The following is a 17,652-nucleotide window of genomic DNA, read 5'->3' on the forward strand; positions in this document are numbered from 1 at the left end:
ATAAAGTTAATTCCATTAATATAAATGAAGTCTAAAATAAAAGCACTATTGGCAAATAATAGTGTTTTTAGAGCAAAATCTATTCGATTAGTGAATAAAATTTTTTTGACTACTTATACATATACATGAGTTCCTTGCAACGATTAATTGCGTGATCAAGGCTCTTATATTTATCAATATCAATATCTAATATGGATAAACGTAATTCAATATTTTTTATCTCCCTTAAATTTAAAACGGCATAGAAAGGATCAACTGTTTGATTATTGTTTATTTTTTTTGTTAAAAAAGCTTTTGAACGTGAAGAATATAGATTGTAGTTTAAAGAGTAAACTTTTATTGGAAAAAAATTAGTATTCATATGAACACCTACTTTCTGATACAAGTAAATTCTAACATTAATTTTCATATTAGTTACTTTTATTTCTAAATGTAATTGAATCTTAATAAATTCGAATTAAGTACTATCTAAATTATTTCAAGAAGACTTAGTTTTGTTTATTCCTTATTAATGTGTTATAGTGAACAAGTAATCAATTTTGATAAGTAATTTGAGTTATACATCTAAAAACTATACTTCTCCTTTTACCACTCAACATTTTTTGCAATAATTTGCATGATTTAGTGCACTAGGAGGAAATATACATGAACAATGGTACAGTAAAATGGTTTAACGCAGACAAAGGTTTTGGATTTATTACAGGTGAAGAGATGGCAATGATGTATTTGCCCATTTTTCAGCTATCCAAACAGATGGATTTAAAACTTTAGATGAAGGACAAACCGTAACGTTTGATACTGAAGAAGGTCCGCGTGGGCCACAAGCCACTAATATCGCAAAAGCTTAATTACGAGTAATAACGGATCAATTTTTGATCCGTTATTTTTTAATATTTATTGTATGAAAGAATTTGAAATTACAGAAAAGAGGAAATTATATGGGATTTAATGGATGGAAACCAAGTGTGCCTTCTGAAAGTAGTAAACAATTTTCTGAAAATCAACATGTGTCTTTTATGTATAGAAAAGAAATAAGAAGTGGTAAGATAAAAGATTTATTGACCAATTCAGCAATTATAGAATTGGACAGCATCAAAGGTCATAAAGAAAAAAATGAAACAATTGTGATTGGATATGACAAATTATATGGATCTAAGCATGAATGATAAATAGTTACTATTAATTAATGAATTATTAAAATCTAAAAAACTTTATGCAAACTAGTATTAACTAGTAATTATACTGGATAATTTTTTTGCGTAATTAGTTTATTAAATTATAACAGGTTATTTATCACATAAAACAAATTGAATAAATGTTTTTAAATAATAGTTTATAATTATAGGAAATCAAAATATTTGTATAAATAAATAACATCCTATAAAATTTTATTGTAAATAAAAATTAGGAGGATATATAAAATGAAAAAAAGCAATACAAGATTCAGAACTTATTTTACAGACGATGAAGCGGGGACAAACATTTCTTGGGGATCAGTTTTTGCTGGAGTAATTACATTTCTATCTATTTTTATGACTCTTGGACTTATTGGATCAGCGATTGGGTTCGGTACTTTAAAACCGACATCAAGTAACCCTTTAGATGGAGTTGGGACTGGACTCATTATTTGGACGATTATTACTATTGTGTTATCTCTGATGGCTGCAGGATTTGTATCTGGTGTAGCGGCTAAAAGAATTGGTTTATTGCACGGTTTCTTAACATGGGCAACAAGTATGATTGTAGTAATGCTTTTAGTGAGTTATACAGCTGTTAGTACATTTTCAGCAATCGGTTCCCTTTTAGGAAATGTTGCTTCTGGTGTAGGGGATAGTGTTGGGGCAGTTGCTTCTACTACTGGCGATGCGATCTCAAAAGGTTTTGATAAAGTAACTGATGAAATTGGCACGGTCAATACACAAGAACTACAAAATAATGTAAATAAATATTTAAAAGATACGGATGTTCCAGAACTTCAACCAGATTATTTAAAAGATCAAATGAGTGAAGCGACTGATAAAATCAAAGATGCTGGTAAAGAAATTATAAAAAATCCTGAAAATGCAGATAAGGTTTTTGATTCTACAGCGGATTCTTTACAAGACCAAGCGAAAAAAATTGGCGATTCCGTAGATAAAAACGCGATTGCGAATGCTGTAGCGAAAAATAGCGACTTATCTCAAGAAGAAGCACAACAAGCAACAGATAATATTTACAATGAATTAAAAACAGCTAGTGATGAAGCGCAAAAACAAATTGACACTGCGCGTACTAATTTAGATAAAGCTAAAGATGATTTGAAAGAATCAATCGATGAAGCAAGACAAGCGGCAGAGGATGCGTCAAACACGACAGCTAAAGCATCTATTTGGGGATTTGTTGCAATGGTCGTTGGCTTAATTATTACTTCCCTATTTGGATTATTAGGGGCTAACTTAGTAAAAAATCCTGAAAGAGAGCATAAAATGTAAGAGCATTAAAGTAATTTAAGTGTTAATAATCAATGTAATGAATATTTTGAACTGCTTATAAAAAAAGGGCTCTATAATATCTAGTGTTGGTGACGCCTTCTGTTGCCAATACTTTTTCTTTTTTCTAATAAACGCAAACAGACACCTTGAAATCCTTTAGAATAAAGTCGACGAAAACCATTCAAAGGAGTGTTTCAAGATGTCCTATTCAGAGTTTACCAAAGAGTTACTAGATATTCTAGACCTAAATCTTATCTTTCATGAAGATGCCTTTCGCAAAGAGCGAATCAATGACGAAACATGTTTTGTTTTTGATGGCACATTGACCTATCAACCAGAGGAATGCTTCCATTGTCACTATCAAAATAAGCAAACGATCATTAAATGGGGCTGGAAAAAAGTATCCATCTTATTGAATGATGTCAGTAACTACAAGACCATTCTGCGGATTAACAAACAGCGCTTCAAATGTAAACACTGTGGAAAGACTTTTTTAGCAGAAGATTCAGTTAGTGATCGTCGCTGCTCCATCGCCCGCAGAGTCAAACAAGCCATTCTTGAGCTATTAAGTGAGCCTATTTCTATGTCTTTGATTGCACGTATGAAGCACATTTCTCCGACCACTGTCATTCGAATACTTCGCAGCCTTCGGCCTAAAACCGTTTCTTTGAACCAGCCGTTACCAGAAGTGGTGTGTTTCGATGAATTCAAATCGGTGAAAAACGTCTCGGGAGCCATGAGCTTTGTCATGATGGACGGCAAGACCCATCAACTGATTGATATTGTGGAAAATCGGCAACTCAATCCTTTACGCGACTATTTCTTGCGCTACCCTAGAAAAGTCCGTGAACAAGTGCGTCTAGTGGTTTCAGATTTCTATACACCTTATCGCACATTGGTGAAAGAGTGTTTTCCGAATGCCCGAATCGTCGCCGATCGCTTTCATATTAGCCAACACATTGGTCGGGCTTTTACCAACCACCGAATTCAAGTAATGAAGACCTTTAAAAAAGGGGATCGTCGGTCGAAGCACTTAAAGAAATACTGGAGACTACTTCAAAAGAATGCGTGGGAATTGAAAGGTCAGCATCGCTACTGGCGTCCGTCATTTCGAGATCATCTGACAGAAGCAGAGATAGTCGATCGGCTATTATCTTATGATGATTCCTTAAAGCGAGGCTACGAAGTCTACCAGGATTTTCTTTCCGTTATCAGAAGACAAGATGTTCCTGAATTCGTCGCGCTCCTAAAAGAAGACTACAAGGAGTTGCCAGAGCACTACCAACCAGTGTTCACGACCTTCAAGAAATACCAAACAGAAATCAAACGAGCGTTGCGCGTTCCCTATTCCAACGGCCCTATAGAATGTTTGAATAACCATATCAAAGTACTAAAACGAATTGCCTATGGCTTTAGAAACTTTCAAAACTACCGAGAACGAATCTTTTTATATCGAGGAAAATATTTTAAGAAAACTAAGAATACTACCCAACTGACTAAAGCCAGAACAACAACACGGCTAGACAAGATAGCTGTCTAGCCGTGTGAGTATCTCGATTATTCTATTGAATTTCTTCACCAACACTCATTGACGAAGAGCCAAAAAAAGTCTGAGAACATTATTGTTAATGCTTTTCAGACTTTTTTATTGCATGCAATTGTTATTATTTAATCGAATTTTATAATTTTTAAATCTTTAAAAAACGCTTCTGTACCGATATCAACGAACAATCCTATACTACCAGAAGCAGCCTCCCCGAGTTTCATGTTCTCTACAACCAAAGAAGGAGTTTCATTATTGTTTAGATAAAATTCACCTCTAGATTCTTGAATTATGGCTTTTAAAGTAATCCATTCGTTAAGCTGAATATCAGCTGGACCTTCATAATCCGCTATATTAAGATTTCTAAAATATTCAAAGGTATAGTTAGGGTATGAAAAATATTGTACTGCTCTATTCTTTCTTATATGATCTTCGCTATGACCATTGGTAGGGCGTATATAAAAAGATTCAAATTTAGAATCATCATCATTTATCCTGAATGCAATACCGATAAAACCTCGAGCAAAGTTTGGAGCATTCGACAATAACCTACTTAACATTTTTACTTCAATTATACCATTATGAAAAGAAAAATTAGTTACTTTAGCGTAGGTGTTTTCATCAAACTCCATTATTTTATTTGATTTTACAACTCTTAAAACAATAGCTTTTTTTAAAGTAGTAAGTTTGGTATTTACATTTACTTGCTCAAAATCAAACATTTCTATATCCATGTTTTCACGCTCCCTAATTTTCTATAATGTAAGGATAGCTTATTTTTTTTAGAATGAGAAGTAGGTACAAAAATGTAACTATATGTTAACTTGTGTTTTGTAGAATTCTCCCCACTCTCTCATAGATTCAATTACAGGTAATAATGTATTTCCTAGTTTAGTTAATTTATATTCGACATGGGGTGGATTTTTTTTAAAATCAATACGTTCAACAAGGCCATCTTTAATCATTGACTTTAAACTAGCTGTTAAAACTTTTTGTGAAATTCCACTCAATGATCTTTTTAACTCACTATTTCTTTTGGAACCAGTCATTAAATCCCGGATAATCAAGACCTTCCATTTACTATTAACTAGTTTAACTGTTGTTTCTACATCACAAATAGGTAATTGTGGATTTTTTTTCATAATTTTGTTCTCCGAATAAAATTTTTAATTTATCTATAGTATAAATTAAATTTATAGATAATTTCAACGAAAATATCTAATAAAATTTTATTAATAGACTTTCTATTTTAGCTAATATTGTGTGAAAAATTATAGATATATATTTTAAAACATAATCAGTTGCCTTGAAGTTAACTTCAAGGTTTATAATGATGAAAAATAGATAGTAGGGAGTTAGATAGATGAAAAAGACACTTTATTTAATGAGACATGGTCAAACATTGTTCAATCAACAAAAAAAAATTCAAGGATGGTGCGATTCTCCTTTAACAAAACAAGGAATTGAACAAGCTAAGATAGCTAAAGAATTTTTTGAAAAAAACGGTATTGTATTTGATGGTGCACACACTTCTACTCTTGAACGAGCTTCAGATACATTAGAATTAATTACAGAAATAAACTATGAGAGGCATAAAGGATTAAAAGAATGGAATTTTGGCAGATTAGAAGCGGAGCATGAATATTTAAATCCACCATTACCTTATAGAGATTTTTTTGTACAATATGGTGGTGAAGAAGAAATAGAGTTTAGAAAAAGAGTAACAAAATGCTTAGTAAATATTATGCAGAAAGAACAAGGTAAAACTATTTTAGTAGTCTCACATGGAGCAGCTTGTAGACAATTTATAAGAGAGTGGGCGCATTTAAGTGATATTACACCGCAAGCTCCTATTGGTAACTGTAGTATTATGAAATTTTGTTTTGAGAATGATCAGTTTTACTTAGAAGAGATTATTAATCATGATTTTTCACATTTAGAGTAAGGAGGTAAAGACAATAATGAATATAAAACAGGCAGCAGAAATGTTTAATTTAACAGTAGATACGTTAAGATATTATGAACGAGTGGGAATAATACCTCCTGTATCAAGAAACAGTAGCGGATATAGAGACTATAAAACTAAAGATTTAAATTGGGTTTATTTAGTAAAAAATCTTCGTAATGCAGGCTTATCTATAGAATCTTTGATTGAATTTTCAACTTTAGCACAACTTAGAGATAAACAAAATGTAGAAGATGCGCAAAAGCATATTTTAAAAGAACAGTTAGTAGAATTAGATAAAAAGCTAGAGGAAATGCAACAAACAAGAGAATTACTTGTGTACAAGATAGAAACATATGAGGATCATATTGCAAAATTTAAAGCTGGTGAATTGGATCCTGATAAAGTCGAAAAACTATGGGAACGAAAAAAATAAATTTTTTTCTTTTTATGTATTTAACTCTAAGATTTAGGATAGAACATGTAAAGAAATTAGAGGAGGAAAACAATATGCAAACAATTACTTTGAATAATGGTGTAGAAATGCCTCAATTGGGATTTGGTGTGTATCAAATTCCATTAGAAGAAACAGCTGAAGCAGTCTATCAAGCCATTAAAGCAGGATACCGTTTGATCGATACAGCTTCTATTTACGGAAATGAAAAAGAAACAGGTGAGGGAATCAAACGTGCCATCAATGAAGATCTGGTCACTAGAGATGAACTTTTTATTACCTCTAAATTGTTTATTCTTCAAGCATCAGAGGGCAAAGCTAAGGAAACGATTGAACATTCTCTTAAAGTAATGGGATTGGATTATCTTGATCTTTATCTTATTCATCAACCATATGGAGATATTTATGGTGCATGGCGGTCAATGGTTGCTACTCAAAAAGCAGGGAAATTGCGTGCAATAGGAATTTCAAATTTCAAGTCAGCTAAAATGATTGAGTTTGTTGGATTGAATGAAGTAAAACCTCAAATTAATCAAATTGAAGTGAATCCATGGAATCAGCGAATTGAAGATCAGGAATGGCACGAAAAATATGAAGTACAAATAGAAGCTTGGGCACCATTTGCAGAAGGCCGCCATGAACTATTCAAAAATCCAGTATTAGAAGAAATCGGTGAGCAATATGGCAAGTCAATTGGTCAAGTTGTGCTTCGCTGGCTAATGCAAAGAGGGATTGTAGCTTTAGCAAAATCAGTCCATCCTGAACGAATGGCTGAAAACATTGATATTTTTGATTTTGAGCTTTCAAAAGGAGACATTGAAAAGATAGCGAATTTAGACATGAAAGAATCTGCTTTCTTTGATCATGACGCACCACAGCAAGTGGAATGGTTTATGAATAGAATGCTAGACACTGAAATTAATGTGGATTAAAGGAGTTAAAAAGATAGGTCCATATGGTTACTTTAAAGTAACTAATTGCTAGCTTTAATAAAACCTTATAAAATTATTTTAGAAAGGAAGTGATTGTTATGAACAAATATAAAAATATAATTATCGGTTTTGGAAAGGGAGGGAAAACACTAGCAAAAGAAATTGCTATGCGTGGTGAAGAGGTATTGATGATTGAAGAATCTGAACTAATGTATGGAGGGACATGCATTAATGTAGGATGTATACCATCAAAATCTTTAATAATTAATGGAGAAAAACATGTAGATATGTCAACGGCACATTCAATAAAAAATAGTTTGACAAGTAAGCTGAGAGAAAAAAATTACAATAACCTTTTTGAGGAAGAGAATATAACTATTTTAAATGGAAAAGCTAAATTTTTATCAGATAAAATCATACAAATCACTAAGACAGATAATACGAAAATACAAGTTAAAGGTGAACGTATTTTTATTAATACGGGCTCAAAAGCTATCAAATTACCTATAGATGGGTTAAATAAAAGTAAGAATGTTTTAGATTCTACAACTGCTATGGAACAAGTAATAGCACCAGAAAAAATAGTTATTATAGGTGCTGGTTACATTGGGTTAGAATTTGCATCAATGTTTAATTCTTATGGAAGCAAAGTTAGTATTTTAGATGCTAGCTCTGAATTTTTACCTAGAGAAGATGAAGATATCTCAACATTAATATATAAAGATTTTTTAGATAAGGGAATTGATATTCAGTTAGGCGTATCTATAAACCATATCATAGATAAGGATAATTATACTGAAGTAATATATACTCAAGCTGGTAAAATAAAGAAAGTAGAAGTGTCTAAATTGCTTGTAGCTACAGGTAGAAAACCTAATACAGATGCCTTAGGATTAGAAAACACAAATATAAAAACGGATAGTCATGGGGCTATTGTTGTAGATGAATTTTTAAAAACATCTGTGGAAAATATTTGGGCAATAGGCGATGTAAAAGGGGGCCTACAATTTACCTATATTTCTTTAGATGATTATAGAATAATAGTGGATTATCTTTATGGTGACAAAAAGAGAAATACTATGAATAGAGGTAATATACCGTACAGTGTATTTATAACACCACCTTTTTCAAGTGTTGGAATAAAAGAAAAAGAGCTAGAAAAAAGCAAAGTAAACTATAAAGTTTTTAGTTTACCTGTAAAAGCTATACCTAAAGCCCATATTATTGATCAGACAGTAGGAATTTTTAAAGTAATAATAGATGCAGAAACTGAAAAGATTTTGGGAGCTTCTTTATATGGTGCAGAATCTCATGAATTAATAAATCTTATTTCGTTGGCAATGGATTTTAATATGGACTATAAAGTATTACGTGATAGAGTGTATACCCATCCTACTATGTCGGAATCTTTAAATGATTTACTAAAATAAAAAATTGAAGTTCATTTCATAACCATAGAAATGAACTTCAATTTTTTAGATTTGTACAATCTAATTCTCTTTGACCCCATAGTTTCATTTGTAAAACAATAGTTGCTAAATCTTTTCCCTTTTCAGACAAATAATAAGTGGACGAAATAGTATTATTAAAAACTTCTTTTTCATTCTTAACAATCTCATTATCTTCCAAAAGTTTTAGTTGTTGTTTGATCATTTTTGGAGAACTATTCGGAAGCAATCGGCAAATTTCTCCAAAGCGCATAGATCCTCCGTTTAGGGATTCTATTATTTGGGGAATCCACTTTTTTCCAAGTATATTAGATAAAGCCTCTACAGGGCATTTTTTTTCTACGTTTTTATCCATTATGTAACACTCCTTTTATGAATAATTAAAAATAAAAACTAATTGAAAATAAATCTGTAGATATCAGTTTCTTTATGAAAGTAATAATTGTTAAAAAGTGTATTAGCGTGTGCAAAAGTACAGTTATTTACATACATAAGATGCTCGATGAGTCTATTTCTTAATGCAGATTTGCTCATAAAAAAGTATTGTGCAATTTCTTCGAATGAATAAAATTTTTTTAATGCGTAAAACAATGCTTGGTCATTTGCCATTAACATGCTAGCACCGACATTAGCACGATATTCTTTTGGAAAATCTTCCATCAAGTAACCATTTTTTAAAAGAATATCAGAAAAAGTATGAGTTGCATTATTAATTTTAGGTATATCTATGTAGTAATGCATAACCTCATGCATTTTAGTGAAATTTTTTCGTTCTAACATTAATTCTTTGTTTGTTGTTATAATGACTTCATCGTCTACTTTAGAGATTGAACCAAGCATCCGTCTTTTAAGTTGTTTTTGAAACGTGTATTCAACAAATTCAACATCTTCAACTTCTTTTACATATTTTTCAATATCAAAGCATTTAACTTGTTCAATATTTTTGGAAGAGTAGTAAGATACTTCTTTTATTAATTCGTTCGAAAAATTAAATGCTTCAAAATAGAGTTCTTTACTAATAAAATCCACCAACAACAGTCCAATCAATCTTTTTTGTTACGTTCCTTTTTTTCTTTTGCTTTTTTTATAAGAAAATCTTGAAAGTCGATTAATTCCTCTTCTAATTCTTCTATATCTTCTATGTCCATATCAGAAGTATTTAAACGAAAATGAGAAATGATATTTTTTCCAATTTTTTCCTTGTCGTTTAGATGTATTCTTTCCTCTGTTCTACCTAGTAAAAAATCGGTAGATACATCATATAAGGAAGCAATTTTTGATAGCATTTCCGAATCTGGTTCACGTGTTCCATATTCCCAATTTGCATAGGTTCCTAAGTTATTTAAGCCTAGTTGTTTTGCAACATATGTTTTTGTCCATTCTTTTTCTTCTCTTAAAAGCTGTAGTCTTTTTGCTAATGGTTGCACTGGTTTTACCTCCTCTTATAAGTACATTATAAACTTTTTGTGTACAAAAATGAGAAAGTTAAACAAAAAGTGTTGACAATTTATTTTAAAAGATATATTCTTAACACGAGTTAAACAAAATGTTTAACTTTTCGATTTGATAAACAAAAAAGCGTTCACGAGAAGAAAATGAATCTCCATTTCGTAAACGCCGTAAAATAAAACTTAGACACTTTTATTGTACGGTATTTGACGAGATAAAACAAGGGTGAAGTTTTCATTAAATGTTGTAAGTCTTGTTGAGGTGGTGCGTACCAGCCGTTGAATGGGACGCAAGGTGGCAGTAGTATCTTTAACTAGAGCCATATTGATGACAGATTAATGCAGAGCTGTCAGATTATTTTCAATAACCATGTCGTGAGACACGTTGGAAATAGTTGCTGAACTAGATTGAATAAAAAAATCTATGCAAGCTCAATAAAAGGAGGAGAGCTGTACACCGTATATTACAATACTATCTAATGTGCCGTTATGTGATGTAAGAGTCACTAGCCATTGAAGATGATTCTATGTATTGTGATGAACATAAGAATCTAAAATTGAAATACAATTTAAGTTTTTATTTTTAATCGTGAAAAAGATTAAAAAAAAATTCAATCTTAACTTTAGTAAGCACAACTGTAATTGTACTTTTTTATTTTAAATGGAAGAACAGAATTTGTTATTAAGTGAATGAGGAGGATAAAAATGAAAGAAGAGTTATTACTTTTTGTTGAGAAGTTTGTTGAACGTATGAAACGACAGAAAAAAGCTTTTTCTATTTCGGATATAGAAAAGAGCTATAACTTAGAACGTAAGAAGTTAGGTAAGAGTGCGGTTAAGTTAACAAACATGGAACGCTTAACAATTGAAAGTCGATTATTAAAAAATCAGATTTTACAACGAACATATAAAATGACAGGTTATCATAAACCTTGTCAAGTTGTGTTTTTTAGTTAATAAGAAGAATTGCATAAAGAGAGAAAGGCAGTCAATGGTTGACTGTTTATTTTTGTATAAAAATTAGTGAAAGAAGGAAATTATTTTGGCAAATAGAATTCAAGAAATCGCATTAAGTGATAAAAATTTAGGAAGTAAAATTAAAGCTGTTTATAAAACAGAACGTGATATTTATGTAAATGGAGCACCTGTTCGTGGTCGTGTGTTCACCGCTTCAAGCGAAAAGCAACGTGATTTTGAGATTTTTATTCCTCATTTACGAAATTCACAAATGTTGAATGGCCGTGAAGAAGTAAAATTAATTGATCCAGTAGCACGAATCAATGTAAAACGGAATAACATTGGAAATAGTCGCTCAATTGACATGGTAGTTTATGCAAAACGTTTAGAAGTAGTTGGAGGTAATAAATAATGGGATTATCATTTGAAAATAACACGATTGAAAATTTTGATGTAGTAGGAACATTTGGTACGATGAATTTCTTAGAAGTAGTTGCAATTAATGAACGTGATGGTGAAGGAAATGTGACTGACGATGTTCGTGAACAACGAGTAACGGTTTATTCTAGCAAATTAAATGACCAAGTAGAAATTGCGATTGATCCAGGCTATGACGTTAGTGATATCAATTATGATGATGAAATCGAGTTGACTGGAAATGTAACAGCTCGTGGATGGCTTAATGCTTACAAAGGTTTTAATGACAATGTACAAACAGAACAAGCGTTTAAAGTCCGTGCAGTGGGTATTAAAAAAGTAGGAGCTGTTAAACCAGCGCAACCTACACTACAAAAAGAAAATAAGAATTAAGCAAATTAGCAAAAATAAATATTAGATTGAGGTAGATTTAATGAGTAAAAGGGAAGAATTAAAAAAAATAGGTGATGAGTTATATAAAGTTTTGGCACAAAACAACGTTACCTTTGAACAAGCAAAAGTAACGCTAAATTATCTTTCGATTAAATTAGATCATGAAATGCAACGAACAATGGTGTCACTTAAGACGTTGTAAAATAGAGAATACTTTTTTCAGGAATGTAGTATTGAATATTGGAGCTGATAAATTCTAAAATTGTATCATCAATAATTGATTGGAATTTTTCAATTTTGAGTCTTTGGTTGTTGGCAAGAATAATTGTTACGGATTGCATGTCTAATTCACATGCTTTTTCAATTGTTTTTAGCATTATTATAGGACACCTCCTTTTGTCAATATTTTACCACTGAACTAGAAATTTCTGAAAAAATTAACTAGATGTGAAAATTGAAATGATGGAAGTAAATATTATATTCAGACGAATCGATAGCACCGTTTAGCAGATGTAAAGGGCATTCTAACGAATGCCCTTTTTACTATTAATTTGTGTTAACAAGATTTGTTAATAGACATTAATAATAAAAAAATGAAGAGAGGTTAAATGAAACAAGGAAACGTCCAGTTAAGAAAGAAAAAAATTGTTGAAAAGCTGCAGATTGAATTTAATGAATCGGTTAGTTGAAAGAGGGTTGAAGAGTAGTGTTATTTTTCTTCATAAAGAAATTAGTAATTTGAAGAAAATTTATTATTGAAACTAATTGAAAGGAGGTGGTGGGGAAGTAGTGTTAGACTTGGCGGAAAGAATGGGAATAAAACAAGAAAAATATAGGAGGTTTTTAGAGAGAAAAATCAGAGTTTATCGTATGTGGCAAAGTTTTAATTATTATAGTACATTGTATTTAAAGCTTTATAACGAAACTAGTGAGTATCTTATCCAGTTTTTATTGTTAGATAGTTTATTTTTTGAATGTGATGAAGCTGAAGCGGTTTTAAATTTGTTAGATAATTTTTTAGAACAATTAGTTAAAGCATATGATGATAAACTGCATGAAGACTTTGCTAAAAGAGCTTTCATTGAGGAATACACAAGTAAAGTGAATTGATTGTGAATTTTGAATGCTTTATAATGGCTTTAGAAAAGACGTTAGAAGAGGTGAGAAAAATGGTGATGACAATGAATGAAATTAAAGAGCGTGTGAAGCCAATAGCTGAAAGATACGAAATTCCTGTAATATATGTGTTTGGTTCTTATGCTAGAGCTGAAGCGAAGGAATCAAGCGATATTGATTTTTTGGTTGGCACCACTGGTTTGCCAGAAAAATATCGTTGGTCTGTGTATAGTGATTTTTTCGATGAATTGAAGGAAGCCGTTGAACATGAGATTGATTTAGTAGAGCTTGAAGCATTTGAACAACCAATTGATTCAGAATATCAGAGAGAGTTTTACGATACTATGATGAAGGAGAAAGTTAAGGTATTTGAAAGAGAAAAATAGAGATATTTGTGTTCTAAAAGGAACATTGATTTATTGTGAAGATGTAAAATTGGCACTCAATCGTTGTAGTAGAAACTTTGAAGTTTTCTCTCACGATAGAGTGTTTTTTCATGCAATCAGCATGTCCTGTATGCAGGTAGGAGAACTTGCTAATTCTTTTTCTGAAAGGTTTAAGGAAAGAAACAGGGATGCGGTTGAATGGCGACAATTAAGGTCAATTAGAAATATTTTTGCACATGCATATAGTAATATTAATAAACGGACTGTTTGGGAACTTGCAACAGTCTTTTTTCCTGTTTACGAAGAATTTTGTAGACAAGAATTAGCAAGATTACAAAAAGAAGGTAGGTAAATGTTAAAAAAATTATTTAGATATAAGGGTCGAAGAATTCGTTATTCTTCAAGAAATTTGTTGGCATTCTATCGAGTGTTATTTTTTATGCCAATTTTTGCTTGTGTAGGCTATTTTGTTGGCTATAAATGGCTTTATCCGTTGTATCTATCAAATCCATCTGATTGGAAAATTTACATTGTCCCAGCTTTAATAATTATAGGTACCTCGATAGGCTCAATCGTGCTAATTACATTGTTTGTTAAAGCTTCGATTATCAATTCAGGATATTTTTCTAAAGTAGAACAACGTCAAATATTAGCGCGTATGATTATCGACAATGGGTATTATACGAAGAAACAAGTGAAAAGCAGTAATGGTAAAACAAGAGAAAAAATTAAGTTTCCAAAGATTTACTATAAGCCCAGAAAAAATAGTGTCTTGGTTTCTTTTGAAACGGCAGGTAATAAATTTCAGGAAAAATTTGAAACCATTGGTGGTTTTTTAGAAACAGCTTTTCATGCAGATAATTTAAGTCAGACTAGTGAAAAAGGATTTGTAATGTATGAGTTAGCAACTGATGTGTATAGTAAACGTATTTCCATTAGAGATATGCAGGCAGATAAAGGTAAAGTCCAGTTGATGAAAGGTTTGTATTGGCATTTCGACAAAGACCCACATATGTTGATTGGAGGAGGTACAGGTGGTGGTAAAACTTTTACTATTCTTTCTTTAATCTATGCTTTGTGTCGTGTTGGTGAAATAGAAATTTGCGACCCAAAAAATTCGGATTTAATGGCACTAGGTAGATTGCCTTTATTTGAAGAAAAAGTTTTTACAGGAAAGACGGATATTGTCAATTGTATTAAAAACGCAGTACAGGAAATGGAAGATCGATTCAAAACTATCAACGAGAGTCCAAAATTTAAAATGGGTAAAAACTATGCCTATTATGGATTGAAACCAAAATTTATTGTCGTAGATGAATTTGCTGCATTTAAAGCAGAATTAGCGAATGACTATGCGACTGATGGTGACGTAGATGAATATTTAACCCAACTTATTTTAAAAGCTCGTCAAGCAGGGATTTTCTTTATTGTTGCAATGCAACGTCCAGATGGTGAATTTATCAAAACGGCATTAAGAGACCAATTTATGTTCCGAATGTCAGTTGGCCGTTTATCAGAAACAGGTATTTTGATGATATTCGGCGATGAAAATAAAAATAAAAAGTTTAAATATGTTGAAAAAATTGATGGATTAAAAGTTTATGGACGTGGCTATGTTGCTTTAGGTGGTTCTATTGCAAGAGAATTTTATAGCCCGCAAGTACCACAAGATTTTGATTTCATTCAGGAATTTATCAAGATTTCTAAAGAAATAGGATATGAAGCTGTTTCAAAAGAAGTTCAAGAAGAAGTATCTCAAAAAATATCAAAACATGTGGATAAAGAAGCTCTTGCTGAAATTGATGAAGAGTTAGAAGCAGGGCAAGCAAAGTTAGCTAAGTTAAGTGAAAAATTTGGATAATAAGAAAGGAGCTTTTTATTGGATTCTAGTGAAATAATCAAGCACGTTAGAGAACGAGTATATGTTGAAGTCAAGAAACGATATAAAAAGCCTGATTTAGATACACGTATTCGTGACATTCTCTATGAACAATCAGAAAGCTATGCAAAATTAGTTCGATTTTCTAATGGAAAGCGAATAAAAAAATTAACTGATCCTGTTGAGTTTGAAAAATTTATGGAAAATAAGGGAACTAAAATTGTTGAAGAAGTAACCTTTGCTTTGAATAAAAAGGAGGAAAAAAGTGAAATTTAAATCGCAAGGACAAATGCTAAGTTATTTAAAAGAGAAAGAACAAAAAATAATTAAAGAAGTTGAGCGAAGAGCAGAAAAAGAAGAAGTTTCAGATGATAATAGATTGCTTGATTATAAGTTTTTAGTGACTTCTATTTTAGATGCAGAAGCTTTTTATGATGAAGATAGACCGGTTGAGGAGAAGAAATTCTCAACATCACAAGAAGTTGATAAGTATTTAGAAACAAGATTTAAGGAGCATATGGATTCTGCTTGGAAAGAAATGTTTGGTAAGTAGGTGTGAGGGATGTTTTCGTTTGAGGAAGTGATTTTACAACTTGAAAATAAAATTGCACTAAAAACATTAAAAAACTGGGCGAATAAAGTAGAGAGATTAACAGATAAAAAATTTGAAAGGAAATATGCGAAAAATTCTAAAGGTCATACCTATTCATTTAAAGTTTTCAATTCTAATGAGGTGGAATCTTTCTCTAAACTTATTGAGTTAAGAAATAATAATGTTCCATTAGATGTAGCAATTACAGAAATATTTATGTCAGAAGAAGGAAAAAAGAGAAAAGAAACTATTTCATTGACCAAAGAAGAGTTCAATGAAAATCAAGCGACAGTAAAAGAATTGGTTGAATATGTTAAAGAAGTTTTGAAGGAAAATGCTGAAATTAAGAAACGATTGAAGAATTTAGAACTAAGAATAGAGATGTTAAACGAATAGTTTGAATGCTTTTATCATTTTAGTGTATTAAAATATATTTTATATAGTAGAATATATTAAGAAATCAATTATACACTATTAGGAGATGTAAAGATGAGAAACATCAAATTCAAGGAGAATGTTTGGATACATTTAAATACCAATGATAATGAAGAATTAGAAAAAATATATTCTGACTATGATATCAATCTAGAGGTCATTAATTATACTCTTGATGTAAACGAAAGAGCACGGTTAGAATATGACAAACATTCAGATTTATTAGTATTAATTTATAATGTTCCAAATAAATCAAAAACAGATAATCATTATGAAACAACACCCATAACTTTTATTGTTAAAAACAATACCTTTATTACTATTACAAAAGAACAAAATGAATATATTACTTTGGAGATGGAAAAGTATTTAGAACAAAATGAAGACAGCTCTATTTTTGAATTTTTATTCAATACTTTATTTGTTATCACAGATAAATTTTTCCCTTACATTGAAGAAATGAATACACAACGTAAAAATGTAAATACAAAGCTAAGAGAAAAAACAAGCAAAAAAAATTTACTTTTATTATCTGATTTAGAAACAGGTATAGTTTTTTTCGTTTCAGCTTCAAAGCAGAATGTATTATTACTTGAACAAATTACAACACACTCTTTTCGTAATAAATTTACTGAAAGCGAGAAAGAAGAGTTAGAAGATGTTTTAATCGAGGCTAAGCAAGTAGTAGAGATGACACAAATATCGTCTGAAATATTACGTCAATTGTCGGGGACATACAATAATGTTCTTAATAATAATTTAAATGATACTATGCGAGTCTTAACTGTTCTTTCAGTTTTATTAACAATACCCACTATTATTACGGGTTTTTTTGGTATGAACATGCCTTTACCATTGGAACATAATGCTTCTGGATGGATAATTACAATAGTAATAAGTATTTTTTTATGGTTTGGATTATCTTTTATCTTGAGAAAGTTAATGAAGTAACTGACTAGTTCATTGCAGAATTTGAAGAATTTTGTGAAATACTTGTTTAGTAAGATTCTTTTTCTTCTTCAAATAGCAACTTATTTATTGTACATGTTAGCTAATAGTAAAATGCACGACATAAAATTAGGCTAGAAGTTGCTAGGGATTGTTACGTACTTTGTAGATAGAATAGGGGCGGCGCCCTAAGGCGCCCGCCCCTATTCTATTGTTAACAAAAGTAGTAACGTATATCCCAAATACTTCTAGTCGAAAGGTGGGCTTGCCATCTTTTAAATAAATACC

General features: G+C 31.1%; 25 protein-coding genes and 1 pseudogene. 20 read left to right on the forward strand and 6 right to left on the reverse strand.

The features are described 5' to 3' along the window. The first annotated feature begins 645 nt into the window (after positions 1–645). From AB1I62_RS01440 to AB1I62_RS01455, 4 genes and pseudogenes are all read left to right on the forward strand, one after another. Positions 646–848, forward strand: a pseudogene (locus AB1I62_RS01440) (cold-shock protein). 90 nt (positions 849–938) lie between these two features. Then, positions 939–1,166 carry a hypothetical protein gene (locus AB1I62_RS01445; RefSeq protein ID WP_002380886.1) on the forward strand — a complete coding sequence of 76 codons (228 nt, stop codon included), beginning with the start codon at positions 939–941 and terminating at the stop codon, positions 1,164–1,166. 255 nt (positions 1,167–1,421) lie between these two features. After that, entirely contained in the window at positions 1,422–2,471 is a 1,050-nt protein-coding gene (locus AB1I62_RS01450) for a hypothetical protein (protein ID WP_002402301.1), read from the forward strand. A 199-nt stretch (positions 2,472–2,670) separates the two neighbouring features. After that, positions 2,671–4,011, forward strand: a complete 1,341-nt coding sequence (locus tag AB1I62_RS01455; protein ID WP_127978659.1) for an ISL3 family transposase — start codon at positions 2,671–2,673, stop codon at positions 4,009–4,011. A 128-nt stretch (positions 4,012–4,139) separates the two neighbouring features. Here AB1I62_RS01455 and AB1I62_RS01460 read toward each other — a convergent pair whose 3' ends face one another. Together AB1I62_RS01460 and AB1I62_RS01465 are read right to left on the reverse strand one after the other, a co-directional pair. Next, positions 4,140–4,748, reverse strand: a complete 609-nt coding sequence (locus AB1I62_RS01460) for a hypothetical protein (RefSeq protein WP_367018954.1) — start codon at positions 4,746–4,748, stop codon at positions 4,140–4,142. A gap of 78 nt (positions 4,749–4,826) precedes the next feature. Beyond that, positions 4,827–5,156 (reverse strand): helix-turn-helix domain-containing protein, encoded by a 330-nt coding sequence (locus AB1I62_RS01465; RefSeq protein WP_002365236.1) that lies wholly within the window; start codon positions 5,154–5,156, stop codon positions 4,827–4,829. 221 nt (positions 5,157–5,377) lie between these two features. Here AB1I62_RS01465 and AB1I62_RS01470 point away from each other — a divergent pair, with 221 nt between their 5' ends. From AB1I62_RS01470 to AB1I62_RS01485, 4 genes are all read left to right on the forward strand, one after another. Further along, positions 5,378–5,959 (forward strand): histidine phosphatase family protein, encoded by a 582-nt coding sequence (locus tag AB1I62_RS01470; protein ID WP_002380883.1) that lies wholly within the window; start codon positions 5,378–5,380, stop codon positions 5,957–5,959. A gap of 16 nt (positions 5,960–5,975) precedes the next feature. Beyond that, the gene (locus AB1I62_RS01475) at positions 5,976–6,395 is read left to right on the forward strand and encodes a MerR family transcriptional regulator (RefSeq protein WP_002365234.1); all 420 of its coding nucleotides are present in this window, start codon (positions 5,976–5,978) and stop codon (positions 6,393–6,395) included. Between the two features lie 14 nt (positions 6,396–6,409). Next, positions 6,410–7,345: an aldo/keto reductase gene (locus tag AB1I62_RS01480; RefSeq protein ID WP_171803825.1), complete on the forward strand. Its 936-nt coding sequence runs from the start codon at positions 6,410–6,412 to the stop codon at positions 7,343–7,345. Between the two features lie 98 nt (positions 7,346–7,443). Beyond that, entirely contained in the window at positions 7,444–8,775 is a 1,332-nt protein-coding gene (locus tag AB1I62_RS01485) for an FAD-dependent oxidoreductase (RefSeq protein ID WP_002365232.1), read from the forward strand. 37 nt (positions 8,776–8,812) lie between these two features. On the opposite strand, the gene AB1I62_RS01490 is transcribed toward AB1I62_RS01485, so the two are convergent. Genes AB1I62_RS01490 through AB1I62_RS01500 form a run of 3 tightly spaced genes read right to left on the reverse strand, consistent with a single transcriptional unit; the run spans position 8,813 to position 10,220 of the window. Further along, positions 8,813–9,148: a helix-turn-helix domain-containing protein gene (locus AB1I62_RS01490; RefSeq protein ID WP_002399532.1), complete on the reverse strand. Its 336-nt coding sequence runs from the start codon at positions 9,146–9,148 to the stop codon at positions 8,813–8,815. Between the two features lie 38 nt (positions 9,149–9,186). Next, a complete protein-coding gene (locus AB1I62_RS01495) occupies positions 9,187–9,840 on the reverse strand; it encodes an ImmA/IrrE family metallo-endopeptidase (RefSeq protein WP_002365229.1) in 654 nt (217 codons plus the stop codon). After that, entirely contained in the window at positions 9,837–10,220 is a 384-nt protein-coding gene (locus AB1I62_RS01500; protein ID WP_002394275.1) for a helix-turn-helix transcriptional regulator, read from the reverse strand. Before AB1I62_RS01500 ends, AB1I62_RS01495 begins: the two co-directional genes overlap by 4 nt. A 726-nt stretch (positions 10,221–10,946) precedes the next feature. Here AB1I62_RS01500 and AB1I62_RS01505 point away from each other — a divergent pair. The 4 genes from AB1I62_RS01505 (at position 10,947) to AB1I62_RS01520 (ending at position 12,210) form a co-directional block, all read left to right on the forward strand. After that, a complete protein-coding gene (locus AB1I62_RS01505) occupies positions 10,947–11,198 on the forward strand; it encodes a hypothetical protein (protein ID WP_010777935.1) in 252 nt (83 codons plus the stop codon). 85 nt (positions 11,199–11,283) lie between these two features. After that, the gene (locus tag AB1I62_RS01510; RefSeq protein ID WP_367018957.1) at positions 11,284–11,610 is read left to right on the forward strand and encodes a hypothetical protein; all 327 of its coding nucleotides are present in this window, start codon (positions 11,284–11,286) and stop codon (positions 11,608–11,610) included. Continuing rightward, positions 11,610–12,008: a DUF961 family protein gene (locus tag AB1I62_RS01515; protein ID WP_002371435.1), complete on the forward strand. Its 399-nt coding sequence runs from the start codon at positions 11,610–11,612 to the stop codon at positions 12,006–12,008. Before AB1I62_RS01510 ends, AB1I62_RS01515 begins: the two co-directional genes overlap by 1 nt. A gap of 40 nt (positions 12,009–12,048) precedes the next feature. After that, positions 12,049–12,210, forward strand: a complete 162-nt coding sequence (locus AB1I62_RS01520; protein WP_002380875.1) for a hypothetical protein — start codon at positions 12,049–12,051, stop codon at positions 12,208–12,210. Here AB1I62_RS01520 and AB1I62_RS01525 read toward each other — a convergent pair. After that, a complete protein-coding gene (locus AB1I62_RS01525) occupies positions 12,197–12,385 on the reverse strand; it encodes a hypothetical protein (RefSeq protein WP_367018958.1) in 189 nt (62 codons plus the stop codon). The genes AB1I62_RS01520 and AB1I62_RS01525 overlap by 14 nt on opposite strands. 433 nt (positions 12,386–12,818) lie before the next feature. On the opposite strand from AB1I62_RS01525, the gene AB1I62_RS01530 reads away from it, so the two are divergent. The 8 genes from AB1I62_RS01530 to AB1I62_RS01565 all read left to right on the forward strand — a co-directional run bounded on the left by AB1I62_RS01530 (position 12,819) and on the right by AB1I62_RS01565 (position 17,367). Then, a complete protein-coding gene (locus tag AB1I62_RS01530) occupies positions 12,819–13,118 on the forward strand; it encodes a hypothetical protein (RefSeq protein WP_367019418.1) in 300 nt (99 codons plus the stop codon). A gap of 59 nt (positions 13,119–13,177) precedes the next feature. Continuing rightward, entirely contained in the window at positions 13,178–13,510 is a 333-nt protein-coding gene (locus AB1I62_RS01535) for a nucleotidyltransferase domain-containing protein (protein WP_367019420.1), read from the forward strand. Further along, the gene (locus AB1I62_RS01540; RefSeq protein ID WP_367018960.1) at positions 13,494–13,862 is read left to right on the forward strand and encodes a HepT-like ribonuclease domain-containing protein; all 369 of its coding nucleotides are present in this window, start codon (positions 13,494–13,496) and stop codon (positions 13,860–13,862) included. The genes AB1I62_RS01535 and AB1I62_RS01540 overlap by 17 nt, the downstream gene beginning before the upstream one ends. Before the next feature lie 87 nt (positions 13,863–13,949). Beyond that, positions 13,950–15,371 carry an FtsK/SpoIIIE domain-containing protein gene (locus tag AB1I62_RS01545; protein ID WP_367019421.1) on the forward strand — a complete coding sequence of 474 codons (1,422 nt, stop codon included), beginning with the start codon at positions 13,950–13,952 and terminating at the stop codon, positions 15,369–15,371. Between the two features lie 18 nt (positions 15,372–15,389). Next, positions 15,390–15,665 carry a hypothetical protein gene (locus AB1I62_RS01550; RefSeq protein ID WP_228242129.1) on the forward strand — a complete coding sequence of 92 codons (276 nt, stop codon included), beginning with the start codon at positions 15,390–15,392 and terminating at the stop codon, positions 15,663–15,665. Then, complete coding sequence (locus AB1I62_RS01555; protein WP_228242135.1) at positions 15,655–15,942, forward strand: hypothetical protein; 288 nt, start codon at positions 15,655–15,657, stop codon at positions 15,940–15,942. Before AB1I62_RS01550 ends, AB1I62_RS01555 begins: the two co-directional genes overlap by 11 nt. A 9-nt stretch (positions 15,943–15,951) precedes the next feature. Next, positions 15,952–16,377, forward strand: a complete 426-nt coding sequence (locus AB1I62_RS01560) for a hypothetical protein (RefSeq protein WP_367018962.1) — start codon at positions 15,952–15,954, stop codon at positions 16,375–16,377. Between the two features lie 93 nt (positions 16,378–16,470). Next, positions 16,471–17,367, forward strand: a complete 897-nt coding sequence (locus AB1I62_RS01565) for a magnesium transporter CorA family protein (protein WP_228242143.1) — start codon at positions 16,471–16,473, stop codon at positions 17,365–17,367. Positions 17,368–17,652: the final 285 nt, after the last annotated feature.

Origin of the sequence: Enterococcus sp. AN402 (assembly GCF_040719405.1) — a bacterium.
Lineage (GTDB): Bacteria > Bacillota > Bacilli > Lactobacillales > Enterococcaceae > Enterococcus > Enterococcus faecalis.